Source organism: Chryseolinea soli, assembly GCF_003589925.1.
In the GTDB taxonomy this organism is placed as follows: domain Bacteria; phylum Bacteroidota; class Bacteroidia; order Cytophagales; family Cyclobacteriaceae; genus Chryseolinea; species Chryseolinea soli.
This window is the reverse complement of sequence record NZ_CP032382.1, coordinates 5,617,712-5,643,999: the sequence shown is the minus strand read 5'-3', so window position 1 is coordinate 5,643,999 and position 26,288 is coordinate 5,617,712. Positions and strand designations below refer to the sequence as shown.

Annotated in this window: 20 protein-coding genes; 6 read left to right on the top strand and 14 right to left on the bottom strand. The window is 52.5% G+C overall.

What is annotated here, in order from left to right:
- Window positions 1-119 precede the first annotated feature (119 nt).
- A complete protein-coding gene (locus D4L85_RS23755; RefSeq protein ID WP_119756653.1) occupies window positions 120-947 on the top strand; it encodes an MBL fold metallo-hydrolase in 828 nt (275 codons plus the stop codon).
- A 33-nt stretch (window positions 948-980) separates the two neighbouring features.
- Here the strand turns inward: D4L85_RS23755 and D4L85_RS23750 are convergent, their stop codons facing one another.
- The 10 genes from D4L85_RS23750 to D4L85_RS23705 all read right to left on the bottom strand — a co-directional run bounded on the left by D4L85_RS23750 (window position 981) and on the right by D4L85_RS23705 (window position 12,188).
- A complete protein-coding gene (locus D4L85_RS23750; protein WP_119756652.1) occupies window positions 981-1,961 on the bottom strand; it encodes a glycoside hydrolase family 43 protein in 981 nt (326 codons plus the stop codon).
- Window positions 1,962-2,033: 72 nt separating this feature from the next.
- The gene (locus D4L85_RS23745) at window positions 2,034-2,345 is read right to left on the bottom strand and encodes a hypothetical protein (RefSeq protein WP_119756651.1); all 312 of its coding nucleotides are present in this window, start codon (window positions 2,343-2,345) and stop codon (window positions 2,034-2,036) included.
- Between the two features lie 3 nt (window positions 2,346-2,348).
- The gene (locus D4L85_RS23740; RefSeq protein WP_119756650.1) at window positions 2,349-3,386 is read right to left on the bottom strand and encodes a carbohydrate kinase family protein; all 1,038 of its coding nucleotides are present in this window, start codon (window positions 3,384-3,386) and stop codon (window positions 2,349-2,351) included.
- Complete coding sequence (locus D4L85_RS23735) at window positions 3,383-4,285, bottom strand: sugar phosphate isomerase family (protein WP_119758912.1); 903 nt, start codon at window positions 4,283-4,285, stop codon at window positions 3,383-3,385. Before D4L85_RS23735 ends, D4L85_RS23740 begins: the two co-directional genes overlap by 4 nt.
- 121 nt (window positions 4,286-4,406) lie before the next feature.
- Window positions 4,407-6,539: a pyrroloquinoline quinone-dependent dehydrogenase gene (locus D4L85_RS23730; protein WP_228450601.1), complete on the bottom strand. Its 2,133-nt coding sequence runs from the start codon at window positions 6,537-6,539 to the stop codon at window positions 4,407-4,409.
- A gap of 53 nt (window positions 6,540-6,592) precedes the next feature.
- On the bottom strand, window positions 6,593-8,080 hold the full coding sequence (locus D4L85_RS23725; RefSeq protein WP_119756648.1) for a hypothetical protein: 1,488 nt from the start codon (window positions 8,078-8,080) through the stop codon (window positions 6,593-6,595).
- 31 nt (window positions 8,081-8,111) lie between these two features.
- A complete protein-coding gene (locus D4L85_RS23720; protein ID WP_119756647.1) occupies window positions 8,112-9,188 on the bottom strand; it encodes an amidohydrolase family protein in 1,077 nt (358 codons plus the stop codon).
- Between the two features lie 9 nt (window positions 9,189-9,197).
- Window positions 9,198-10,019, bottom strand: coding sequence for a class II fructose-bisphosphate aldolase (locus D4L85_RS23715; protein ID WP_119756646.1), 822 nt, complete (start codon window positions 10,017-10,019; stop codon window positions 9,198-9,200).
- A 1-nt stretch (window position 10,020) separates the two neighbouring features.
- Window positions 10,021-10,968, bottom strand: a complete 948-nt coding sequence (locus tag D4L85_RS23710) for a carbohydrate kinase family protein (protein WP_119756645.1) — start codon at window positions 10,966-10,968, stop codon at window positions 10,021-10,023.
- 59 nt (window positions 10,969-11,027) lie between these two features.
- On the bottom strand, window positions 11,028-12,188 hold the full coding sequence (locus D4L85_RS23705) for an SIS domain-containing protein (RefSeq protein WP_119756644.1): 1,161 nt from the start codon (window positions 12,186-12,188) through the stop codon (window positions 11,028-11,030).
- A gap of 331 nt (window positions 12,189-12,519) precedes the next feature.
- Here D4L85_RS23705 and D4L85_RS23700 point away from each other — a divergent pair, with 331 nt between their 5' ends.
- Window positions 12,520-15,630, top strand: a complete 3,111-nt coding sequence (locus D4L85_RS23700; protein WP_119756643.1) for a DUF5107 domain-containing protein — start codon at window positions 12,520-12,522, stop codon at window positions 15,628-15,630.
- Window positions 15,631-15,938: 308 nt separating this feature from the next.
- Here the strand turns inward: D4L85_RS23700 and D4L85_RS23695 are convergent, their stop codons facing one another.
- Window positions 15,939-16,535, bottom strand: a complete 597-nt coding sequence (locus D4L85_RS23695; protein WP_160143953.1) for an RNA polymerase sigma factor — start codon at window positions 16,533-16,535, stop codon at window positions 15,939-15,941.
- A gap of 320 nt (window positions 16,536-16,855) precedes the next feature.
- Here D4L85_RS23695 and agaR point away from each other — a divergent pair, with 320 nt between their 5' ends.
- From agaR to D4L85_RS23675, 4 genes are all read left to right on the top strand, one after another.
- Entirely contained in the window at window positions 16,856-17,635 is a 780-nt protein-coding gene (agaR, locus tag D4L85_RS23690) for a transcriptional repressor AgaR (RefSeq protein ID WP_073129828.1), read from the top strand.
- 94 nt (window positions 17,636-17,729) lie between these two features.
- On the top strand, window positions 17,730-18,590 hold the full coding sequence (locus tag D4L85_RS23685; protein ID WP_119756641.1) for a DMT family transporter: 861 nt from the start codon (window positions 17,730-17,732) through the stop codon (window positions 18,588-18,590).
- A 52-nt stretch (window positions 18,591-18,642) separates the two neighbouring features.
- A complete protein-coding gene (locus D4L85_RS23680; protein ID WP_119756640.1) occupies window positions 18,643-20,025 on the top strand; it encodes a Gfo/Idh/MocA family oxidoreductase in 1,383 nt (460 codons plus the stop codon).
- 185 nt (window positions 20,026-20,210) lie between these two features.
- The gene (locus D4L85_RS23675) at window positions 20,211-21,101 is read left to right on the top strand and encodes a Nif3-like dinuclear metal center hexameric protein (RefSeq protein WP_119756639.1); all 891 of its coding nucleotides are present in this window, start codon (window positions 20,211-20,213) and stop codon (window positions 21,099-21,101) included.
- On the opposite strand, the gene D4L85_RS34650 is transcribed toward D4L85_RS23675, so the two are convergent.
- The 3 genes from D4L85_RS34650 to D4L85_RS23660 all read right to left on the bottom strand — a co-directional run bounded on the left by D4L85_RS34650 (window position 21,061) and on the right by D4L85_RS23660 (window position 26,284).
- The gene (locus D4L85_RS34650; protein WP_174236169.1) at window positions 21,061-21,558 is read right to left on the bottom strand and encodes a hypothetical protein; all 498 of its coding nucleotides are present in this window, start codon (window positions 21,556-21,558) and stop codon (window positions 21,061-21,063) included. The genes D4L85_RS23675 and D4L85_RS34650 overlap by 41 nt on opposite strands.
- Window positions 21,559-21,654: 96 nt before the next feature.
- Window positions 21,655-23,100: a RagB/SusD family nutrient uptake outer membrane protein gene (locus D4L85_RS23665; protein WP_160143952.1), complete on the bottom strand. Its 1,446-nt coding sequence runs from the start codon at window positions 23,098-23,100 to the stop codon at window positions 21,655-21,657.
- 19 nt (window positions 23,101-23,119) lie between these two features.
- Entirely contained in the window at window positions 23,120-26,284 is a 3,165-nt protein-coding gene (locus D4L85_RS23660; protein WP_119756637.1) for a SusC/RagA family TonB-linked outer membrane protein, read from the bottom strand.
- Between the last annotated feature and the right edge of the window lie 4 nt (window positions 26,285-26,288).

Here is a 26,288-nt window from a genome sequence, read left to right as displayed (position 1 = left end):
GATCGTTTTGGTCCAGAGCCCACCGACAAGCTCGCACGACGAGCGGCTTCGTCTGTCGGAAATTTTTATCATGGAAGTTGAAAATAGAGTGTGGTGCTATTGCTAACTTGTCGCGTCTTATGGCCCTGTACATTTCATCTTTAAATTCGGGAAGCAACGGCAATTGCTACTACATCGGGAACGATAGCGATGCGGTGTTGGTGGATGCCGGCATTTCGTGCCGCGAAACAGAGAAGCGCATGAAACGCCTCGGCCTGAACATGCGGAAAGTACGCGCCATCTTCGTCACCCACGAACACGCCGACCACGTTCATGGGCTCACACAACTGGTCAAGAAATTCAACATCCCGGCCTACATTACCACGCCTACGCTACACGAAGGCAAACTGAAGATGGCCGAGCACCTGATCCAGCCCTTTGCCGCCTACAGCCCCATGGCCATCGGCACCTTGTCGGTCACCGCCTTTCCCAAACTGCACGACGCCTGCGACCCCCACAGCTTTACGGTAACGGACGGACAAGTGAAGGTGGGCGTATTCACGGACATCGGCACGCCGTGCAAGCATGTGATCTACCATTTCCAGCAATGCCACGCCGCCTTCCTGGAAACCAACTATGACGACGAGATGCTGGACAACGGCCGCTACCCTATCCACTTGAAGAATCGCATTCGCGGCGAACGCGGACACCTCTCCAACGCCCAGGCGCTGCGCCTGTTCACGCACCATCGTCCGGAATACATGAGCCACCTGTTGTTGTCGCATTTATCGAAGCACAACAATCACCCGCAGATCGTGGAAGATTTGTTCCGGCGCAATGCCCGCAACACCAAGATCGTTATTGCCACGCGCTATGAGGAAACGCCGGTGTTCCGGATCACAAAGCCCATACAATTGACAGAGAAGAAGGCACAACCGGATACGGCAAGCCAACTCGCGCTTTTCTGAGATCGCCTTTGTTCGGCGACACTACGTCCACTGCTATTTTATGATTTGGGGCTTCACTCCCGCAACGGTTAACCGCACGGGCTTGATCAGTCCATTCGGATCAAACTGCAGGACTTCGATGCAGGTCTCGCGATGATTAGCGTCTTTCTCGCTGAGCGGCCGCCGGTGATAAATGATATACCAGTCCTTCGCGCCAGGCACATGCATGATGGAATGATGACCCGCGCCGCGTGCCACCGACGCATCCTGCTGCAGGATCTTGCCGATCCGTTTAAAAGGTCCGAAGGGCGAGTCGGCCATGGCGTAGGCCACGGAGTAGTCGGGGCCGCCCCAGTCTCCCTCCGACCACATGAAATAATACCGGTTATCTTTCATGAACATCACCGGGCCTTCGACATACCCCTGCGGAGTAATTTCCTTGAAACTTGTTCCGTCTTCAAAGGGAACAATGGCAGTGAAGGTGTCATTCAGTTTGGCCATGTTGCAATGGCGCCAGCCACCATAGATAATATAGTAGGTGCCATCTTTGTCTCTGAAAACAAACTGGTCGATGGGTTGCGCACCGTTTTGAAATTTCCCGATGAGGGGTTTGCCCAGCAGATCCTGAAAAGGGCCTTGCGGCTGATCGGCAACGGCCACCCCAATCCCACCGTTTTCAGCGTCGCTCTGAATATCGTTGGCACCGAAGAACAAATAATATTTCCCGTCTTTCTCCACGGCGGCCGGTGCCCACAGGGCACGACGCGCCCACTTCACCCGGGCGGTGTCGAGAATATGCTCGTGTTTGGTCCAATGAACCAGGTCGGGCGATGAGAACGCATCGAAGAACACCTGGCGGTCGAACACGTCGGAGTAGGTGGGATAGATCCAGTAGGTGTTGCCGAAGATAACGCCTTCCGGGTCGGCATACCAGCCGGGAAACAACGGGTTGCCTGAAGTCTTCTTAGGTCTGGGCTGGGCAAATAGGAATGAGCTGGTCGCTAAAAGCAGGAAAAACAGAGCGGTCTTGCGCATGCGAAAGGGGTTTATCTCCAAACGTTAAAGATAAACCACTCTTCCCCTTTTACAAACCGTGATGGTTAGCGTCTAGAAGTCCAGCGATTTGTAGAATTCGATTTTTACAAGCCGGATAAACGCCACCTGCTGCCGGAAAAGATCTTCGTGGCCATCGTCGCCGCCGAAAAAGTTCAGGGTCTTATAGGCTGTTTCCATGTCTGGAAATTCGTATTGCCAGATCAGCGTGTGCGCCGGCTCGCCACCGGAGATGGGCTGCATGCGTTTTCCTTTCGGGTAGTCGGGGCGTCGCTTCTCCAACGCGTCGAATTGTTTTTCAAGGGCCATGAATTCTCTTTCGTAGGCAGGGTCGAATTGTTGGATGATGCGTAGGATGACTCCCATAGTTCAGTCGTTTAATAGGTTTTGGATAGACGTTGTGAGGGTGAAGCCGGTTTCTTCGGCGAATGTTTTTAGCGAGATCCGGTCGATGCCCTTGTGAATCGTATGCGGCGAAGTTACGCTCATTCCGGCAAGCAATGTCGCCAGGCCCTGGGCTTCCGGCAACGGCAAGTTCAGCGCAAGTCCACAAAGCAATCCCGAAAAAAATGCATCGCCCGCCCCTGCCGTACTTTTCGCTTCAACGGGAAGACAGGGTACGTGGGACAACTGCGCGCCATCCCAGCACCAGCTTCCCGACCGACCGCCGGTAATGGAGATCAGCATACGATCATGATGACGCCGAAGCTTGGCGATGACGTGTTCCACTACTTCCACGTCACGCGTCGTCTCTCCCTTTCCCTCCAGCGTACGGGCCTCATCCATATTGATAGCCAGCAGGTCGATGCCAGCAAATATCGAAGTGTCCATTTGCTTTAGTTCTTCGGAAGTAAACGATGCTGCGCAAAACAAACCGAGTTCCCGGGCGAGCGTTAACAGCGCTTGTCTGGCTGCTAAGGGTACTTCCGGCGCGGCCATCGCCAATCCCTTTTTTCCAAGGGCTTTGATTTCCGGCATTGCTTGGGTGATGTCGGTTATGGAAACTTGTGCACTGGCAGAATTGTCGGTGGTCAGGTTGCCGCCACTGCCATCGGGATAATAGAAGCAAAACGAAAAGAGCGTGGAAGCATCGGCTCTTTTTTGAACGTGGTCCATCGCGAAACCGGTGGTCTTCATTTCGTGATAAAGCCTGTGGCCCGTATCGTCCTCTCCCACTTTGCCAATAGGGATCACGTTGAACCGGTCGCCCAGCAACACTTTTATGTAATGTAAAATAATGTGTTGTTTACAGTAATCCTGGATATCGAGAAAGTGGCCGCTGCGGCTTTCTTCGCGTCCCAATGTATGCGCACCGTTCAGTTGAAAAAATTTCCCAGAACCAATCCCTCCCGTGCCGATCAGGCCGGTGTATTTCAGTTGATGGGTATGGAATGTCAACGGCTTCATAAAGAAGACAAGCCCAGATCCCAGTCGGGGTTTTCACTAATAGGATGCGTCGCGGTTTTTATCGTGGCGGTGATCAGCACATCGGGATGTTCCTGGCAAAGCGTGATGGGATACTCCGGCGTTAAAGGACCAAACAAGGCCACCCGGAGCGCCGTCTGTTTCCACTTGCCCGTGTCGCTATACAACCGGACTTTTTTCGCCGAAAGACATTCCTTCACCCCCAACGTCACCGACATCGGCGGAACAAATTGGTAGGCTGCGCCAAACGTGCGCTGGGCCAACGCAATGATCGTGTCCATATTATTTTCCTGGACGCGGATGGTCGAGTGCCGCAGGTCGTCGATGGAGATCTTGTGGAACGGATGGCGGCGCGCCTGGTTGTAGGCTATGTGCCCGTCTTGTCCCCACCCGCCATAGGTGATGTCGATGGGGGCTTGTTCGATCTTTTCCTTCACCTCCGGAATGTTGTAGGCGTTGAGCCAATGCCGGTTCTCCAAGGGAACGGCCAGGGACGGGTGGACGGGATCGTAAAAATGTTTCTCCATGAACCCCCTGAAATTATAGGGATGTTTCTTTGGCAATTCGCGGCCCTGCCAGTCAAGGCATTCGTCCATGTGGAAGACCACGAAGTTCTTCAATGAAATTTTCGCTTCATTTATCAACGTGGTGAACGGTGCATACCAGCATGCGGGACCACACGGAATGATCGCGCGTGTAGGTTGGTTATTTACGTTGTTCTTTTGGATCTCGTCGGCAAGTTCGCGCGCCATGACGATGCCCATGTGTTGAGAGTCGTTCACGAGCCGGAAAGGAACTTTGCGCAAGGGGTGCGTTTCCAATTGGTCGCACGGAATGCGGCACCATGTATAAAGTTCCGCTGCTGTTATCTCTGAGGTCATGCTGTCTGTTTTGATCTGGTCTTCTTTGAAGAGGCGCAACGCGGAAATTTCTCATTCAAAGAAAAAATATTTTTCGGGTTGCCTGCTGTCGTGAAGATCCTTCGGGTTGTATTCCGGATTTTTATTTCTTCAACGCAAAGGCCACATAGGCATCGCCGGAAGGCGAACCCACTTTGCCCCCACCGCCTGCCGCAATGACGATGTATTGTTTGCCGTTGATGCTGTACGTAGCCGGGGTCGCATAGCCTCCCGCAGGCAATTTATATTCCCACACCATCTTCCCCGTTTTTTTGTTGAACGCCCTGAATTTTTCATCCCGCGTAGCGCCGACAAATACAAGTCCGCTGGCGGTGACCATCGTGCCGCCCAGGTTTTGCGTTCCGGTTGGCGGGATCCCTTTTTTTATCAGCTCGGGGTATTCGCCTAAGGGAACCTGCCAGAGACGATCGCCCGTGTTCAGGTCGATGGCGTTGAGCGTGCCCCACGGCGGTTTCACGCCGGGGTAGCCTTCTTGATCGGTGAGCGCGTTCCAGCCGTCGTGCACATAGCGGTACGTGGTGGATTGGGATGGTGTGTTTGCAGGTTTGGGCGCGGCATCTTTTTTATCAAACAAAAACGCGATGAGCGCATCTTTATCCGTCGCCGAGATATTCGGGAAAGTGGGCATTTGCCCCCGTCCGGTTTTCAAAAGGCTGCGTATTTCGTCTTCTGTTTTTCGTTTAGCCAGATTTTGCAGCGATGGAAAAACACCGGTGCCCGCGCGGTCCGCTCCATGACACATCGTGCAGTTGTTCAACGTATACACTTTTTCACCCGCCGAGGCCAGCAACTGTCCGCCCGACATCTCCATCGCTTTCATTTTGATGAGCAGCGGGATTTCATTGGCGTTCACATATAAGACACCGGTCTCCGGATCGAACGAAGCGCCGCCCCATTCTGCTCCACCCCGCGTGCCGGGAAACTGCACCACGCCGTCGGTACTGGGTGGCGTATAAATGCTTCCCATACGCGCACCGGTGATCTTTGCTTTCACAAAGTCGTGGGAAGCCGGCGAAATATCGGTGATGTCGTTTTCGGTATACGTGTGCCGCACAAAGGGCAATGGTTTTACAGGGAAGGGCTGGGTGGGCCAGGTCTCTTCCGCCATCAGGTCCGACTTGGGTACGGGTCTTTCTTCGATGGGATATACAGGCTCGCCGCTTTCCCGTTCAAACAAAAAGACCATGCCCATCTTGGTGACCTGGGCCACGGCATCGATGTCCTTTCCATCCTTGTGTAGCGTCACCAGGGTTGGCGGCGCGGGAAGGTCGTAGTCCCACAGATCGTGGTGCACCAGTTGGTGGTGCCATTTGCGTGTCCCGGTTTTGGCGTCCAGGGCGATGAGGCAATTGCCGAAGAGGTTCTCTCCTTTCCGGTTGCCCCCATAAAAATCGAATGCGGGCGATCCGGTGGGAACAAATACAAGACCGCGCTTTTCATCCAAGCTCATCCCAGCCCAACTGTTGGTGCCCCCCACTTGCGTGTAGGCATCCTTATCCCACGTCTCGTAGCCGTATTCTCCAGGTTGGGGAATGGTGTGAAAGGTCCAGGCAATCTTGCCGGTGGCCGCATCATAAGCGCGTACAAAGCCCGGGGCCGCATCATAGCCTTCGCCAAGCGCCGTGCCTTGGATGAGCAAGTCGCCAAAGATGATGCCGGGGGATGTTGCCCACACCGCCAGTGTGCCGGGGTCTCTACCTAAACCATCGCGCAGATCGATACGGCCGGCGACGCCAAAGGTCGGGATCAGTCCGCCATTGTCGGCGTTGAGCGCATAGAGATGGGGGCCCGCTGAAAAAAATATCCGTTTGTCCGTTCCCTTCTCCCAATAGGTCACGCCACGGTTGACGCCCGTTGCCTCGCTGTTCATGAAGGGATCGAATTTCCACAGTTCCTTTCCCGTGCCGGGGTCAAGCGCAATGAGTTTCAGCTGCGGCGAGGTGACATACATCTTGCCATTCACAATAATGGGATTGCATTGAATAGCCGACCGGTTCTCTTCCCGTGCATCCCCGGTATGATAGGTCCAGGCCACTTCCAATTGATCCACATTTTCCGGTGTGATCTCATCCAGCGTCGAATAGCCCGTGCTGCCCACATCGCCACGATAGACCGACCATGTTGTGTGCGCCTCGCGGTTGTTCCTGCACGCCGTGGCGATCACCAGGATAAAAAAAACGAAGGCAGGCATCGAAAACGAACGATCTCTTGGCATAGCGATAGGTTTTACGGCTCGAAGACTGGGGTCAGTAAAACCCCGCAAAAGATTTAAAATACGTTTGTTGCGTACTGAATTTTCATATCACCCCGCGAACCCTGCATGTCCAACGCGCGCACGGTGACGTGCAGATACGCACCGTCGTGCACGAAACTTTTCATCTCCAGACCTCTTCCCAGCACGGCGACGGTCTCGGGTCTAGGGCATCTGATTTTCACGGTTTGTTCACCATACATTTTCAAGTCGATGCGCAGCCCGCTCCCTTTCGGGCGTATGGCGTACAGGTTGTATGTGCCGTCGTGAAAAATATGTACCGGCATGGATTGTGCGCCGAGCGCATAGGTCAGTTCGTACTTTTGTGGTGCCAGCTGCGGGAGATATAAAAAGGCAAACCCCTCCTCTTCATAGTATGCCGGGATGATCTCACCGTTGAGTGTCGCCGATGACACATGTTCTCCTTTTTTCAACTGGATTTTCAGCACCATGTTTCCCAGTATGTCCCGGGCATAGGCTTCTTTTGGCATCTCACTGTTGTCGATTGCCACGGAGCCTTCATGCGTTTCCGTTACTTGCGTATACCGGCGATAGAGCCATTGCGAGTGCAACTGCTCGGTGTTCTTGGCGATGTAGCGGTCTTCCTGCCTCTGGAATCTTTTGTAATAGTTGATCCACTGCGTTGTCACATCGGCTTGAATAAAATCGTCTTGTGCCAACCAGTTCACCCAGTGGCTTTCTACCATGTCGGTGCTTTGCATTTCGACGAGTACTTTGGGAAGCGATTGCAGCTCGTACCAAAGGTTGCCGTAGTTCATGCGATTGATCACATGTGTGCCGTGGTCGAAACCGCCGCCGTTGGTTTCGGATGGAGGCGAGAGTTCGGGGATCTGTGCAAAGTCGGTGTTGGCATACTTGACGCCGGCTTCGGTCAGCAATTTTCCCAGGCTATATTCGCCTTTGGGATTCCAGTAATAGCTGTAGGCGCAGGGCACGAAGCTCTCGGGGAAGGACTGGCCGTATTGGGGCGTGATGTTGTACTGGGCCATGATCTCGGTGAAGCCCTGGATGTGTGTCCGGAGGTCGTGCTCCGGCCAGGGCTTGCGGTCGATCAGGTTATACCACTCCGCCCGGCGTTGAATGCCATCCCCAGCCCAATATTCATGACCGGTGCCGTGGAGGCCAAACTCCATGAAGGCGGCCTGTTCTTTCACATAGGCCATGATCGCAAATTCCTTGTCGCTCACCCGGCTTTTGTTATTCCATTTCTCGCGCTGGTAGGTGGTGGTGGGATATTTAGCCAAAACGTTTTCGCGATCCATTTCACTCAGGATGAAAAGGCTTTGAATGCGGGCGCCAACTGCTTTGCCCACTTCCACGACGTAGGTATAATCGTTCAAATCGAATAAGCGTTTCACGCCGGCACGATGAGGACCGGAAGGGATGCAGCGCGAAAGGTTGCTGCCTTCATTCCATCCCAAATCATCAATGGCCACGGCAAAGCCACGGGGGAAGATGATCCTTTTCAAGTTGTTCCGCTCCATCGTTCTTTCCTTCTTTAAACCATCGACACCATTATCGCTTTAAAATTTTCATCGCATTTGTTTTGTACACTTTCTTCAAAATCGCGTCGCTCAACCCAAACCCGCTCAGGGCCCAATGGTAGCCGGTCTGGCCATTCGCATAAAAATGCTCGTCGTTGGACTCCAGGATGCGAAACGTAAACGCATACATGTCCGGGCTCGCCCCCATGTCTGTGCCATAGACGATGCGGTCCTGGTATTTTTCAAAGAAGGCTTTCATATACCGCGGTATCGTGGCCGTTTCTGCATAGCGGGCTGCGAGGTCGGCATACAAGTTCGGATATTTGTCGAAAAGATTACCGAGAATACTGAGATCATACTCGCAGTTCGCATAGTGGCACGCGATGAATGTCGTGCCGGGGTTGTCGCGCACGGCGTTCTCCAGGGTTTTGATCAGTTGCGCATGGCTTAGGATGCCCGGCTTTGTCTGGTCCACTTTCCATTCATACGCATTCATCAGACCATCGTTGGTGGAGTCCATCGGTTCGTACATCCACATGGGTTCCGCCACGTGAACGTTCACGGGCAACTTCAGCTCGGCACATTTTTTCCAAAGGGGTTTCATGCGCGGGTCATCGATGTGCATACCCCATCCCTTGGTCGGAGACGAGTAGAATTCACCCAGCCCTTTGTCCCCCAACTCCCCTACGCCCTTGGCCCCCAAGCGCGCACACCGCTCGAGTTCTTTAACAGCGCGCTCCGACCAACCCGGTTCCAGGTAGCCTGTGTGATCGAACCCGCACCACACTTCGAAGCGATTGCCAAAGGCAGAATACACCTGGTAGAGGGAGTCAAAACGGGCGCCGGTGGCATACGAGAGAATGAGCGTTTTTTCAATCCCAAATTTGTCCATCGTCTTGACCCATTCCTGAATATCGGCTTTGGTTTTGCCGTAAGGATGCGAGTGCATGTCGATGACCGGAAACTTTGCCTTCTCGATCTTGGTGACCGGAATTTTATAAATGGACTTCGGTCGATAATTTTTTAGCAGCAGTTCATCAGGGTTTTGCGCCTGGGCCGCCATCGCTATAAAAAGCAGCCAGACGCCAAATCGTTTTACAATTGTCATGGTATAATTTTAGTTAGGGGAAACCACTTCCAATTTCTCGCTGATCAGCTTCACCACCGACTGCGTGGCTTGCGGAAAGATCTTGCGCAAATCTATTTCATCATTGCCTTCCAGTACCTGCTGCAGCGTTTTCATAAAAATATTCTTTGTCTCCGTAGCCAGGTTCACCTTGGTGATGCCCCGCTTTACGGCTTCGCGGATCTGCCCTTCCGGAATGCCCGACGACCCGTGCAACACCAATGCTGCCGGTGTGGCGGCGTGAATGGCGGACAACAATTCCAGTTGCAATTGCGGCGTCTCTTTGTAAAAGCCGTGTGCCGAACCAATCGCGATCGCCAGGGCATGCGCGCCCGTTTCATCGATAAATCGCTTCGCCTCTTCCGGTTGTGTATATTGGCTTACCTTCTGCACCTGTCCCAGCTTCGCCACGTATCCCAACTCCGCTTCCACGTTGGCGTTATATTTTTCCGCCAGTTTTACGACGGATGACGTGATCTTTACATTTTCTTCAAAAGGCTTTTCGCTGGCATCGATCATGACCGAATCGAACCCGGCATCCAGACAGCGGTGGGCCATTTCTGGCGAGCTCCCATGATCCAGGTGAAGCCACCCTTCCACTCCATATTCTTCCAAAGCCGTACGCGCCAACCCGGCGGCTACGCGCAACCCAAGATATTGAATGGAGCTTTCCGACAATTGAAGGATGATGGACTTGTTCGTTGCCTTTGCCGCCTGCAGCACGCCGGAAAGCGTCTCAAAATTATAGAAATTTGTAGCCAGCAACGCCTTGCCGTTTTGTCCCAGTGCTTTCAGTTTGTCTTGTAGCCGCATTTTAAAAAGTATAGTTAAAAGTAGATTGTGCGATGGTCTTGACCAGGTTCAGATTTTCAAACGCACCTGTCCCTCCATGACGTGTGGTGTTGATGGCTCCCGTGAGCGCACCGAACTCCAGGCATTCCTGCCACGATCGTTGTTGCAGAAATTTATGGATGAAGCCCGCATCAAAGCTGTCGCCCGCGCCAATGCTGTCTACCACGGACGTGTTGCGGAAGGCGCGTTGATGATACAGTGATTGACCCTCCCAGAGGTAGGCGCCCTCGCTGCCGTTTTTTACCACGAACGCATTGCCGAATTCGCGAATGTAAGCCAACGCTTCTTGCAGATCGGCTATGCCTGTGAGGGCTTTCAATTCGGCGGTGTTGGGCATGAAAATGTCAACGTGTGGAAGCAAGGCTTTCAGATCGAGGTCCCACGTTTCGGAAGGGTCCCATTGCGGGTCGATCGAGGTGGTGAGGCCCAGGGCCTTGGCTTGGCGGAAGAGGGCGACGATATCTTTGCGGATGCCTTGCTGAAGAAAGATGGAGCTTAAATGCAGGTGTCGCGCCTGGAGAAGCTTTTCCGTGGAGATATCCTCCAGCGTGAGGTGGCTCATCGCCCCCGGGTAGGTCACCATTGCGCGGTCTTCGGAAAAATTCAACACGATGGTGGCACCGGTGTTGTGTTGTGGGGTGAGAATGATATTGCCGGTGTCTACGCCCTTTGCCTGCAGGCTGGAAATAATGTGATCGCCAAAGTTATCGCGGCCGATCTTGCCCGCATAGGTCACGGTCGTTCCCAGTGTGCTGAGGTTGCTGGCAAAGATCGCCGAGCTGCTGCCCAGCGTGAGTGTCATCTGATGCGCCAGCACTTCTTTGCCGATCTCGGGGAATTTGTCGATGGTGTTCAGGATCAGGTCCACATTCAGTTCGCCCACCACCAGTACATCGAAATGTTTCTCCATAGTTCTTTTCGGGAATTAAAAGCCAGTATAGAAAGACCGTTGCATTTTCCAAAGGGCTTTTATGTGAGTGAATAGATGTTCACCCCTTCCACCACGCGCGTAATGGCGCCGGTGGCCGACGGTGCATCGGGCATCAGACCCGAGGCCAACGACTTGAAGAAGCCCAGCAATTGCGCCGGTATGATGTAGCACACCGCCAGGAACTCCTCCTCTACCGACTTGCCGTTTTCCGAAAGCTGAAACGCATGCTGCAACTTGATGTCTTTGATCTCCGACTCCGAAATACCGATCTCCAGCAACGGCGGTGTTCCTTTCTTCATCGCCAGGATGAGATCTCTTTCGTAGTGATAGGCATACGCGTTGTTCGTCAGTAAGTATACCACCAACGTGTTTTCGTCCACCACGGCTTTTGGTCCGTGACGGAAGCCCAGGTAAGAATCGTTCTTGCAGATCACTTTGCCGTCGGTGAATTCCTGTAGCTTCAGGTGCGATTCGGTTGCTGTTCCGAAGAAGGGGCCCGAACCGAGAAACACGGCGCGGTGAAAATCCTTTTTGGCGATCTCCCGGAAGTCACCGGCATAAAGCTCGATCAGTTTGCGGCCGTATTTGATAACGGTGTCCACACTGCGCTCTGCCGTTTTCAGATCTTTCAGCTTCGCGATGAGCAACCCCACCAGCAACATGGTGGAATAGCTGCTGGTCATGGCCAGGCTTTGATCGTTGGATTCGGGTGGAAGGTTAAAGATGTAGTGGCGGGATTTGGATGAGTAGTGCGCCAGTTTGCCTTCGGCGTTGCAAGTGATGATGAGGTGGTAGCAAGTGTTACAGATCTCGTCGGCCAACGCGATGGCCGCCACGCTTTCGGGGCTGTTTCCCGAACGTGCAAACGAAATGAGCAACGTCGGGATCTCGGGCGTGAGATAATCTTTTGGATGCGAAACGATGTCGGTCGTGGCGATACAATCCGTGGCGATGCCGGAGTTGCGTTGAAAGACACCGCGCAATGAAAGGCCGATAAACGCGCTGGTGCCGGCGCCGGCTAAAATGATACGCTTGGTATTGGCCAACGCCTCGTCCATGAACTTCGCGATGGCAGCTTCCTGACGCTTAATCTCTTCAAATGTTTTTTTCCACAGCTCCGGCTGCTGGCAGATCTCTTTAGCCGTGTGTATCCCCCCTGATTTGATGAGGTCAGATGCCTCTATCCCCAAATATTTCATATGTCCTTGTCTTTTTTAGTCGTGACAGAACAAAAGTAGCAATAAAAATAAATTATACTTTCGTTTTATTGCTTTTTTATACTTCAAAACTTTCCTTTATTTACTATTCGATAACATTAAACCTTTTGAAGTGTGATTTATTTCATTTAAGGCTTGTTAAAGGTTATTTTCAACTTATGAAAGAAAAACGCCCATTTCTGCCCCTCCAGCCCTATGAATTTACGGCTTTCACCGGCACAGGAGAAGGTTTGCGTCTTTATTTCCTTGGCGGAAAATGCTTTTACCGGCATCCCATTATTTAACATTCAACCTAGCCCTGCACTTTTAACTTATGAGCATTCGCATTTTCCTTTTCCTTCTTTTCGCTTTCCCGATGCTGGTGACGGCACAAAAAGCTGTGGTCACCGAATCCGAAAGAGAGTTCCTCACCTACCCTTTCGGCGAACCCAGCCCCGTGCCGATCCTGGCGGAGCGAAGCAATCGCATCTATCCTTATCACTCCTTCGATGGCTATAGCGTCACCGGTCAGAAACAGAAATGGAAAGTGGTGAAACTGGAAAACGACTATATCGAAGTGTACATCCTCCCTCAAGTGGGTGGCAAAGTGTGGGGTGCCATCGAGAAGTCGACCGGCAAGGAATTCATTTATCGCAATGAGGTGATGAAGTTCCGCAACATCTCCATGCGCGGCCCCTGGACCAGCGGCGGCATCGAATTCAACTTCGGCTACATCGGCCATACACCCGCCACGACGAATCCCGTGGATTACAAAACACAAGAAAATGCCGACGGCAGCGTGAGCTGTTTTGTCGGGACCATGGACCTCCCCTCGCGCACGCAATGGCGCGTAGAGATCAGGCTCCCCAAAGACAAAGCCTATTTTGAAACGCACGCCCTCTGGAACAACCCCACGCCGATCACGCAATCGTACTACAACTGGATGACCGGAGCAGCCGTGGTTTCGGATGACCTCGAGTTCTTTTATCCCGGCGACGAAGAGCTGGGCCACGACGGCGCAAACGGCCCCTGGCCTGTCGATGCGGCGGGCCGCGACATCTCGAAATATGCCAACAGCAACTTCGGCTCCCACCGCTCCTCACACATCGTGGGCGAATACACCGACTTCATGGGCGGCTACTATCACAAATCGAATTTCGGCTTTGGCCACTGGGCGCTCTACAACGACATGCCTGGACACAAACTGTGGCTCTGGGCACTGTCGCGCAATGGTGGCATTTGGGAAGACTTGCTTACGGACACGGATGGTCAGTATATGGAGTTCCAGGCCGGCCGTATGTTCAACCAGTTCCAGGCCTCATCCCTGCGTACACCGATCACCCAAGTTCCCTTTTCCCCCGGCATGACCGACCGTTGGCAGGAATTGTGGTTCCCCGTGAAAGACATCGGCGGCCTCAGCGACGTTTCACCCCAAGGTGTGTTGCACGTGACGCGCGACCAGGGAAAGCTCTCCATCGGCGTGAATGCCCTGGCGACTTCGCAGGCAAAGATCATCGTTACCTCCAACGGGAAAGTCATCCACACGGAAAGTAAATCGCTCAACCCCATGGAAGTGATCCAGACTTCGGTGTCGCTGGACAGTAAAGCTCCCTTTGAGGTAGTCGTGGAAGGCATGGACCTGCGCTATAGTTCGGAAAATAAAAATCTTATCAAACGGCCCTTTGCTTCTATGTTCAAGGCCGATCCTTCCAGTGCCTCCTATTTATATTATGCCGGCATGGAGCAAAAAGAATCGCGGAACTACAAAGGCGCGAAAACACTCTTGTTGAATTGCGTGGCCAAAGACGCACAGCACATCGGTGCCGTGACCGCCCTTTCCGAATTGTACTACCGCAGTCATCAATTTGATTCCGCGCTATACTACAGCAATTTGGGTTTGCAACTGGATGCCTATGATCCGGGCGTGAATTACTACGCCGGCGTCAACTACCGGGCGCAAGGGGATCTGCTGAATGCGTTGGAAACGTTCGGATGGGCCGCGCGCTCTGCCGAATACCGCTCGCCGGCCTATGCGCAGATGGCAGCGATCGAGATACAACGCGGCGACCTCACCCTCGGAGAACAATATGCACAACAATCGTTAGACTTTAACCGGTATAATTTCAACGCCCTGCACAGCCTGACCATCCTCTACCGAAAAACAAACCGGGCGACCGAAGCCGACAAGATCCTGGAGACCCTGCTCACAGCCGACGCGCTTGATCACTTTGCCGATTTTGAAAAGTACCTGCTGCACAACACACCCGACAACCTCGCTAAGTTCAAAGCCACTATTCAAAATGAATTCCCTTATCAAACCTACCTGGAGGTCGCGCTGCAATATCAATCACTGGGCCTCGCAGACGATGCCCTACAAGTTCTTGACAAAGCGCCAGCCCACCCGTTGGTACATTTGTGGGCAGCCTATCTGAAGAAAGATGCTTCAGCCTTGCCCTCCATCGCCGCCGAGTCGCCTGCGTTTGTTTTTCCCTTCCGCCTTGAGACCGTGGAGCCGCTGCAGTGGGCCACGCAGAAGAGCGATCACTGGAAATTCAAATATTATCTCGCCCTCAACGATTGGGGCATTCAACGCGAGAAAGATGCGCTAAGCCTGTTTCAATCCTGCGGCTCCGCGCCCGACTATGCGCCCTTCTACACCTCGCGCGCCTTCCTGCAAAAAGGAAAAGACTCCAAACAGGAACTGGCCGACCTGGAGACCGCCCAACGCCTGGCCCCCCAGGACTGGAGGACCACGAGCACGCTCATCGAATACTATGAAGGCCAACAGGATCATCAAAAAACACTGACACTCTCGACCGCCGCGGTCAAGAAGTTCAAAGGCAACTACACGTTGGGCCTGCAATACGCCAAAGCCCTTTTGAACAACGGCCAATATGCCGCCAGCGTGAAAACCCTGGAAGGAATGACCATCCTACCCTTTGAAGGTTCCAGCGACGGCAAGAACGTCTACGAACAAGCCTACATGCTCTGGGCCCTCGACCTGATCGGCAAAAAGAAATATGCCGACGCCATGACCAAGCTGGAGAAATCAAAGGCATGGCCCGAGAACCTCGGCGTTGGCAAACCCTATGATGCCGACACCCGCATGCAGGAATATGCGGAGGCCTTCTGTTTGCAAAAAATGAATAAAGGCAAAGAAGCAGAAGCACTTCAAACAGCGATCGTGGAATATTCCAATCAACAACCGCTGGAGCCGACACTCAACAACATTTTACCGCTGTGGGTATGGCAACAGAAAGGCGACAAGGCCGCAACCCAGGCATGGCTTGAAAAGCTCAATACCCTTGGCTCACAACGCCCCGCACACCGCTGGGTGGTGGCCATTGCCAAAGGTGACACGAGCAGCAAGCAATCTGCGGAGACAGCGCTGAAAGGGAATCCTTATTTTTTGATCATTGAAAAATTGAAGGCCTTAAGCATCTAAATTCTCGGTCGCCCTTGTTGGTGTTCTTCACCAACAAGTTTAGGGCGTGAGTCAAACAAAATGGGTCAACGCATCTTGATGTCGCCTATTGTCGCGCTTGAATGATTTCCGCATGATAATGTTATCGCACACCAATGTTGTTGGTGAAGAACACCAACAACGGCGAGTGGTACGTTTATAACACCCATAAATGAATGGGACTCATTATGCGACTCGTTTATTATCCCTCCCCATAAATGAAAATCCCCGCGGTGAACAAGGCTGATGTTCATCCGCGGGTCTTTCCTTTTTAACCCAAAACTATGTCGTTATTGAAATTTGTGTTCCGGCAGTTTGGTGAGTTCGCCCTGGAGGTTGTCCATGGCTTTGGAGACGAGGTTGTAGATCGATTCGGTGCTGATCGCCATCAGATTGGCGATCTCGGTGTAGCTGAGGTTAGAGTAAAATTTCAGGTATACGGCTTCCTTTTGTCTTTTGGTCAGGACTTCTAATGCCCGGCTGATCTTGCGGCGTTGTTCTTCCTTGCGTTGCTCTGAAATGATCTGGTCTTCTTTCGAGTGAACAAAGTCGAGTGTGGGCCACTGGAGGACACCGTTTTCGCGGGTGCGGATCTTTTTCAGTTGGCGTATAACCTTGCGTTGCAGCGAGCTGATGAGATAAGCTTTCACCGAGTCGGGGGTGGACAAATTGAGTTTGTTCTTCCAGATCTCCATGAACAGGTCGTGGATGCAATCCTTGACCAGGTCCTTATCGCCCGAGACACGAAGGCCGTGTTGAATGAGCGTTTTGAAATAGCGGTGATAGAGCGTGGCGAAAGCCGACTTGTCTCCATTGCGAAAATCACCCCAGATCACCTCGTCACAGTCCTTCTCACATTCGGTTGTGTATACAGGTTTTGCTTTCATAGGCACAGGGGGTTTAGCTTTCTATTTCCTTCGTAACCCGAAATATTCGATTTGGTTACGGCGAAAGGCCACCATCTTATATTTCGTTTACTTACTAAACAAAAATAAAATTTTATTTTTCATTTCGAATACAAATCGAAAACATTTTTTTAGGAAAAAATAAGGAAATGAAACATTTATTCGCTGTTTCCGATAACGATTGAAATAAACGTGGTTTTTGATCATAAACCTATCGAAGGATCATAAGGATAAGGGGCAAATTGAGCTTATAAAATAAGTTACCGTATTTACTATCTTTACTTTTGTATAAACCTAACCTCATGGCCAAGAAAAGAGACAGTACCGTTGGCAGGCGAAAAGAGATCCTTCATTTGCTCTCGGAAAAAGGCGAAGTGTTTGTGGAAGAGCTGAGCAAGTTGTTCAGCGTTAGCGAAGTGACCATCCGCAATGACCTGGACCAACTCGAGCAAAAGAATACACTGATCCGCGCCCGCGGCGGCGCCCTGAAGTTCGAGACCGGCGTGGCCAACGACCAGCGCCTGGCCGACAAGAGCCGCATCAACTTCCAGGAAAAAGCCCGCATTGGCAAAGTGGCCGCCCAACTCATCACCGAGTCGGACACGATCATCATCGACTCGGGGTCTACCACCTCAGAATTAGTGCGGAATCTCCCTGATCTACAGGATCTTACGGTGATCACGAACGCCCTCAACATCGCCAACCAGCTCATCACCAAGCCCAACATCAACATGATCATGCCGGGTGGCTACCTGCGGAAAAACTCGCTTTCGCTGGTGGGGCCGCTGGCGGAGAAAAGCCTGCGCAACTTTAATGTCGATAAAGCTTTTCTAGGCGTCGACGGCTTCGACACGCGACAAGGCGTGTTCACGCCCAATGTGGAAGAAGCCCGCCTCAATGAGATCATGATCGAGATCTCGAAAGAGGTGATCCTGCTGGTGGATTCCAGCAAATTCAAAAAGCGCAGCCTCGCTTTCATTTGTTCCATTGAGCAAATCGACAAAGTGATCACGGACACCAACATCACCCCCGACGACAAAAAACGCCTTCAAGACGCCGGCGTGGAAGTCATTACCGTATAGAACCCGCAAAAAAAGACGCTTAAATCCATATTCCGCTAAAACATAAGCTTAAATAAATAATGTACTTTCGTATCATTGTTTTATATTTAATCTTATGGCAAAGAAGACCTGGTTGCTCTATGCGATCATCACCACCGTTTTTTGGGGCGCATGGGGCGCACTAATTGAAATTCCAGAGAAAGCAGGATTTCCTGCCACGCTAGGCTATTCCGTATGGGCGCTTACCATGATCCCGTGTTCGCTGGTAGCACTCTATCTTATCCAATGGAAACTGGAGTATGATCTCCGTTCCATCTTTCTGGGGTCCACCATCGGACTGCTGGGTGCGGGTGGTCAGTTGATCTTGTTTCAGGCGTTGCGTGAAGGTCCGGCCTATATTGTGTTCCCGCTCATTTCGCTGTTCCCGATCCTGACCATTTTTTTATCGCTCGTGTTTTTAAAAGAAACGGCAACGCGCAGACATTGGATCGGGATCGTCATTTCACTGGCCGCGATCTTACTCCTCTCCTATCAGCCGGCGTCCGGCAACGGTTCGTCAGGCTATGGGTGGTTGCTGTTGTCGATCAGCGTTTTTATTCTCTGGGGCTTGCAGGCCTATGTGATGAAATTCTCAAACAACGTGATGAAGGCGGAGAGCATCTTCTTTTACATGATGGCGACGGCGGTCCTTCTGATTCCTGTGGCAGTGATGATGACGGATTTTTCGAAGCCTGTCAATTGGGGCTTCAAGGGGCCATATCTCGCCAGCATCATCCATGTGCTCAACGCCATCGGGGCGCTCACGCTCGTGTATGCGCTTCGTTATGGCAAAGCGATCATCGTTACGCCGATGACGGGGCTTTCTCCGCTGATCACCGTCGTGCTCTCGCTCATCTTATATGGCGTGATCCCCGGAGCAGTCCTTTCGGTGGGCATGGTTTTCGCGATGATCGGAATTTATCTCTTGTCGGATTAATCGTTGTGAGGGACTAACACGAAACACAAAGAATTCGAAACAATAAAATAATATGTTATACAGTAGAAGAAACTTCCTAAAACAAACTGCCGCAGCAGGGTCACTCCTCACCCTGCCCGGTGTGGGCATGTTCCAAGCGCTTGCTGAAGAAAAGCGCACCACCGTCAGGATTGGGATGATCGCTGTGGGGTTGCGCGGCCAGGATCACATGCAGGAATTGCTCAAGCGTACCGATGTAGAGATCGTGGCCATGGCGGACCCCGATCCAAAGATGATGGCAATGGCCCAGGCGCTTATCCAAAAATATAATAAGAAGGCCGCCGTCGAATATGGCAAGGGTCCTTACGACTATCGCAACCTGCTGAAGCGCACCGACGTGGATGCGGTCTATGTCTGCTCGCCCTGGGAGTGGCACCTGCAACACGGCGTCGATGCCATGGAAGCCGGGAAGATCACGGCTATGGAAGTGTGTGGCGCGATCAAGCTGCAGGATTGCTGGGACTTTGTAAATGCGTATGAAAAGACAAAGACCCCGTTCATGATGCTGGAAAATGTTTGCTATCGCCGCGACATCATGGCCGTGCTGAACATGGTGCGACAGGGAAGATTTGGCGAGGTCCTTCACCTGCAAGGCGGCTACGAGCACGACCTTCGCGGCGTGCTTTTCACCACCGGTCAAACCGACGAACCCGGTGTCGACTTCGGTGAGAAAGGTTTTAGCGAAGCACGTTGGCGTACGCAGCATTATGTGAACCGGAACGGCGAGCTCTATCCCACGCACGGTCTCGGGCCCGTGGCCAACATGATCGACATCAATCGCGGCAACCGTCTCGCGCGGCTTTCCTCCATCGCGACCAAAGCCCGGGGACTTCACGACTACATTGTGAAAAATCCCAAAGGCGGGCCCAACCATCCCAATGCAAAGGTCGTGTTCAAGCAAGGTGATATTGTGAACACGCAAATCCAATGCGAGAACGGCGAGACCATCCTGTTGACCCACGACACGTCGCTGCCGCGTCCTTATAACCTGGGCTTCCGCGTGCAAGGCACCAATGGCTTGTGGCAGGATTTTCATGCCGGTGAACCGGAGGCAGGGTTTATTCATTTTGAAGATAAGAGCCCGCATCATAAATGGGAAGATCCCAAACCGTATCTGGAAGAATATGATCACCCGTTGTGGAAGAAGTATTCGGCGCTGTCGACCGAGTCGGGGCATGGGGGGATGGATTTTTTTGTGGATAACGCTTTTATCGAGTGTATCAAACGGGACGTGGAATTTCCGTTGGATGTGTATGATCTGGCCACGTGGTATGCCATCACACCGCTAAGCGAAAAGTCGATCCAGGAGAAAGGGCAGTTGCAGGAGATCCCGGATTTTACGAAGGGGAAGTGGAAGACGCGGAAGCCTATCTTTGGGGTTCACGGAGAGTACTAAAATGCAGTTTTAACGCCTCACCTTCGCTGAAGCTCCCCGTCATCGCTAAAGCTACGACCGGCAAGTCGGCGGGCGGGCCAGCAAAGTCAGCGCAAAGAAAACAATTACAATTCTTTGCGCTGACTTTGCGCCTTTGCGTCTTTGCGGTTTAACCTTATCTTACGCTACGGAATAACACCACCCTTATGACTACCGGAAGAAGAGAATTTTTAACTACCGTATCCCAGGCCATCGGCGCCACGGTGCTGCTCGGCGCATCCACAAGCGAAGCCTTCGCACAACAATCCGCCCCTACCGTTGGCGAAGTGATCGACCTCATTCTGAAAACCATTCCCGGTGCACCGTTTGCCAAGACGGTAGACACGTTGAAGTCGGGCAACGCCTCTCAGAAAGTGACGGGCATCATTACCACCATGTTTGCCACGGTGGAAGTCATCCGCAAGGCCATCGCCACCAATGTAAATTTTATCATTGTCCACGAACCCACCTTCTACAACCACCTCGACGAGACGGCATGGCTGGAACAGGATGAGGTGTATAAATACAAACGAGACCTCCTGGAAAAACACAACATCGCCGTCTGGCGCTTCCACGACTACATCCACAGCCATGTTCCCGACGGGGTTCGGATGGGCGTGATGAAAGCGCTGGGCTATGAAAAATATTACGACGAAAAAAATCCCCGTGTCTTCACGATCCCGTTCCTGAAATTGAAAGACATCGTGGCCAACGCCAAACAAAAACTCGGCATCCCCACGGTGCGTGTCATCGGCGATATGGATCAAAGTTGTCAACGCATCCTCCTGCTTCCCGGTGCTTCCGGCGGCAGAAGCCACATCCAAGGCATCGAAACCGAAAAACCTGACTTGCTTATCATCGGCGAACTCAGCGAATGGGAAACTGCGGAGTACGTCCGCGATGCCCGATTGAAAGGCGACAAGCTTTCGCTTATCGTACTCGGCCATGCGGTGAGTGAAGAGCCGGGATTAGAATGGATGGTTCCCTTTTTGCAGCCTATGGTTCCGGGTATCAAGGTTACGCATATTCCGACGGGGAATCCGTTTTTGTTTGCGTAAGAGGTGCTGTTCGAATGAACTGACACCGTTTATTGAATCTTGGATAAGATTTTTTTACTTCGTTTTCTTTTCTCTTAGTTGGGTTATTCATTTTCCTGATCCGATTCTTGCATTTTCCCAGGAGGTTTTTCATTTTTCTCAGAAGGTTTTTCATTTTCCTCAGGAGATTTTTCGTTTTCCTCAGGAGGTTTTCGTTTTTCTCAGGAGGTTTTTCATTTTCCTCAGGAGGTTTTTCATTTTCCTCGGGAGGTTTTTCATTTTCCTCAGGAGGTTTTTCATTTTCCTCGGGAGGTTTTTCATTTTCCTCAGGAGATTTTTCGTTTTCCTCAGGAGGTTTTTCGTTTTTCCCAGGAGGTTTTTCATTTTCCTCAGGAGGTTTTTCATTTTCCAGGTCAGGTTTTTTATTTTTTCTCCACCAGGTATAAATACGACCACTTCGCGGGCCTAGATTAAACAACTCCCGGCTCCTGGATTCTGGCTCCTGAATTTCCCTCCATAAAAAAAGCCCTGCCCCCGAAGGAAGCAGAGCTTTTCATAAAGCCAATCACTCAAATTATTCCCCCGTGTAACCCGGGTTCTGACTGCCAAGAATTTTTGCGTCGTACGTTGGGATTGGGTAGAGGTAATCGTCGTCGGTAATGTTTGGGAGATAGTCGGGGTGGTTCACCTCGTTTACCTTGATCAACAACCGCTTGCGAATGAGGTCGAACCAGCGGTCGTATTCGAAGCTCAGTTCGTGATTGCGCTCGTCAATTACAGCATCATCAAAGGCCTCCTTGGATAAACCAGCAGCCAGGTCCGACGTTGCGTTTGGTGCATCGAGCGGCAAGTTGAAGGCTCTCCGCCGAACTTGGTTGATCGCTTCATACGCCTCGGGTGTCGGGCCACCGGCGGCCATGTTGGCGGCTTCTGCATACATGAGCAGCACGTCGGCATAGCGGATGATGGGCAGGTTTGCCGTGGTCTGGCCGCTTTCGTATTCGTCTTGTGTGATGTAGGGCACGGTGAATTTCTTCACGAAGGGGCGCTGTTCATCAAAGTCGGTGTACGGGATGCCGTCGAATTCCAGGATCAGGTAGGCGTCCTGGCGGGGTTCAGTGGTTTTCAGCCACTCGTCGGTCCAGGTGGGATCGAGGCTGGCGTCGCCCCATCCGTCCATCACGGATGGTGTCCAGATGTGCGCATCCGTGGCGGGGTCGTCGGAAGTGGAGTTGAAACCCCACATCACTTCGGGGCCGTATTTGTTTTCAGGTTTGAAAACGTCCTCCACATTCGGGATCAGCGAATACGTACCGTCGTCCATCAGGTCTGCAGCCAAGTCTCTTGCCTTGGCGTAATTCTCCGTTTTATTCAAGGGAGCGGTGGCCATGGTCAGGTAAACTTTCGTGAGCAATCCTTTCGCAGCGCCGGCGGTGGGTTTGCCCGGCTGTCCATCCCAACTTGTGGGCAGGTTGGCGATGGCATATTCAAAGTCGCTGACGATAAGATCATAGACCGTAGCAATGGGCGTCCGCTGTTTGATGGGACTGGTTACGGGGTCCGGAGTATCTTCCGTGATGAGGGGCAGGTCGCCGAACAAACGTACGAGGGCAAAATAGTTGTAGCCGCGCAAAAATTTAGCTTGCGCTTCCAGCCCGTCGATCTCGCCTTGATCAATTCCCTTAAAGTTGCCCTTCTTAATGGCACGCAGGACACCGTTCACATTGTTGAGTGCTTTGTAGTGCTGATCCCATAGCGAGCTTCCAAAGTCGTTGGGGATGACCATGTCGCCGTCCAGCAATTGGTCGTCGTAGATAAAGTTGCCATAGCCGTAGGAATAGCCCTCTCCCCAGGCGTTCCACAAGGCATTCATAGAGGCTGTGAGCGCGGCTTCACCTTGTTGGATGGTGGCATAATAATTATCGGGCGAGGTAAAGCCTTTCGGATCTTCGTCGAGGCTCTGACAGGCCAACACTCCCGTGAGCAACAACGGCGCGATATATTTTTTTAGTGATTTCATGTTGTTCATGTTCGTACGGTTAGAAAGTTAGATCGATACCCATGGTATATACTTTCGAAGTCGGATAATTGGCGAAGTCAACACCAATGTTGGCATCGTTCGTGTTAAATGAACTCACCTCCGGATCGTAGCCTGTGTATTTGGTGATGGTGAACAGGTTCTGGCCCGACACATAGAGTCTCAAACGGTTCATCCCCACTTTTCGCGTCAATGCTTGCGGGAAGTTGTAGGCGAACGTGATGTTCTTCAGGCGGATGTAAGAAGCATCTTCCACCCAGCGGCTCAGACGTTGGTCACCCACGGTCACCTTGTTAGTCAATCCGGCGGCTTTGCGCTCGCTTTGTTTGGTGAATGCGGGAACATCGGTATCCTGGTTGCTGGGTGTCCAGCGGTTCAGCAGCGCGGTGCTGGTGCCTTCGCCTGGTCTTTCCAAGCGCACCCGGTTGAGGTTGAACAAGTCGTTGCCTTGCACGCCCTGGATGAGGAAAGAGAGATCGAAATTCTTAAAAGAGAAACGGTTGTTCCATCCGAAGATAAATTTCGGGAACGCGTTGCCGATCACGGTCAGGTCTTTGTTGTTGATAAAGCCATCGCCGTTCACATCTTTGTATTTGATGTCGCCGGGCAACTGTCCATAGGCCGCGGCTTTGTCGCGGTCCGATTCGCTCCAGGTTCCCTCGGTGACCCAGCCGGTCATTTGACCAAAGGGTTGTCCCTCCTGCAAATAGAGTAGCGCGGTGTTGGCGTTGGTACTGATGCCATAGCCCGCGCCAGGGGTAGTACGGAACGGCAACTTGTTGGCATCCGTCAACTTCAACACTTTGCTCCGGTTGCCGGAAATATTGAAACTGGTATTCCACCGCAGCGGGCCCACCAGCGGATCGCCGCCGATCGAAAGCTCGATGCCTTTGTTACGTGTAGAGCCAACGTTGTCGATGATGTTAGGGAAGCCCGTGTAGGTGGGCAACTGGCGGCTCAGCAACAAGTCCTCCGTGGTTTTCACATAATAGTCGGCCGTCAAATTCAACCGGCCGTTAAACAAGCCGAGGTCAAGTCCGATGTCGGTTTGGGTTGTGCTCTCCCACTTCAGGTTTGGGTTGGCCGCACGCACAATATCCATTCCGATGTCGGTCACGCTGCCACCGTTGTACGGGTAGCGGGTGTCGGCGGTAGCTTGGAGCTGCGAAAGCGAAGCATAGGGTGAGATGGCCTGGTTACCCGTAATACCCCAGCTGGCGCGCAGCTTCAGGTCGGTCACGGCATCCACGTCTTGCAAAAATCCTTCTTCCGAAATTCTCCAGGCAACGGATGCCGAGGGGAAGTAACCCCATTTATTGTTTGCTCCGAATACCGACGAACCGTCTGCGCGATAGCTGGCGGTCAGCAAATATTTATCGGCAAAGGAATAATTCACACGCCCCAGGAATGAATTGATGACGCGTTTGGTATTGAAGGACGAGGCCACCACGGAACTCGCTCCTCCCAGGTCATAGATCCCGGCTTGGTCTACCAGGAAATCGTTGGCAAAGACAGACATGCCTTTGTTTTGCTCTACCTGCTGTTCGGCCACACCTGTGATCACAAAGTGATGACGTCCCACGCTTTTATCGTACGTAAGGATGTTGGAGTTTTGATAGCGGGTATACATGTTGTCGTCCACGTTGCCCTGTCCGTTTCTCTGAAAACCGGCAAACGTGTTGTTATTGAGGTAACGGAAGTTGTTCTGGTTTCGGGTGATGGCGCCACCGGTGATGCGCAACGTGAGGCCCTTGGCGATCTTGAAATCGAGGAAGGCGTTGATGTTGTTGCGAATGGAGTTGTTTTCCGTGTAAGCTTCCTTGGCGCTGGCCACGGGATTCCACATGTTGGGCTCGCCATAACCGGAAGGGTGCTTGCTGTAGTTGCCGTTTTCATCGTACACGGGAATGGTGGCGTTCCACCGCGGAGCCACACTCACCACCTGTCCCAGGGGATCGATGATGGCCGCGCCTTCACCGAACGGCGGGGTGTTGCCGGTTTCCTTTATACCAGCCCAGCTCAAACCAAAGCTTGCCCATTTCGTAATGTCTACGTTTACATTCGCACGAAGGCTGAAGCGCTTGAAAGCGGAGTTGAGGAGAATACCTTGCTGATTCAAGTAGCCACCCGAAACTAAGTATTGCACGTTCTCACCGCCTCCGCTCACCGAAAGCTGGTGATTTTGCATGGCCGCCGACCGGTATACTTCATTCTGCCAATCGGTACCAAAACCGGCCTTATCATAGCCGGCAATTTGATCAGCCGTGAATACGGGGGTCGGTGTGATCACCACGTTGCCGGGTTGATCCTGCGAAGCTTTGAAGTCATTAATGGTGCGTGCGAAATCGCCGCCACTCATCACGTCGAGCTTATTTCTCAATTTTTGCACGCCGAGGTTGTAGCTATAGTTCACCACAGGGTGTCCTTTTTTTCCTTTTTTCGTGGTCACCAGGATCACGCCATTGGCACCTTGTGAACCGTAGATGGCTGTCGCGGAAGCATCTTTCAACACTTCCATCGATTCCACGTCGTTCGGGTTGAGCGAGTTGAGATCGCCGCCTTGCAGACCGTCGATCACGATGAGGGGTTGGTTGCTCCCCAGGATCGAGCTTGAACCCCGGATCCGGATGGTCGTGGCACCGCCAGGTGCGCCGCTTTGGTTCAACACCATAACGCCTGCCGCGCGGCCTTGTAACGCCTGGTCTACACGCTGTGTGGGTAACTGCGCCAGTTCGTCACCTTTCACACTGGCGATGGCGCCGGTGAGATCGCTTTTCTTCTGCACGCCATACCCTACCACGACGATGTCGCCCAGGGTAGCCACATCCGCGATCAATGCGATGTTGAAGACCGTTTGAGACCCAATAGCAATTTCCTGCGATACGTAGCCGATATACGATACCACGATGGTGGTGGCGTCATCCGGAACCGAAAGCCTGAAGCTTCCTTCTGCATCGGTGGTCGCACCGATGGCGGTTCCTTTTACCACGACGCTCGCGCCGGGAAGCGCTTCGCCGTCGCCGGTCACTTTGCCGCTGATTGCTTTTTCCAGGGCCACCGTAGCCGCGGTGGTCTTGGGCGGCTCATTGGCCCGGGCCGCGATGCAAAGCATGCAAAGCCACACGAGGAGAAAGGCTTTGCCTGTGTTGTGTAGTCGTTCCATCATAGTT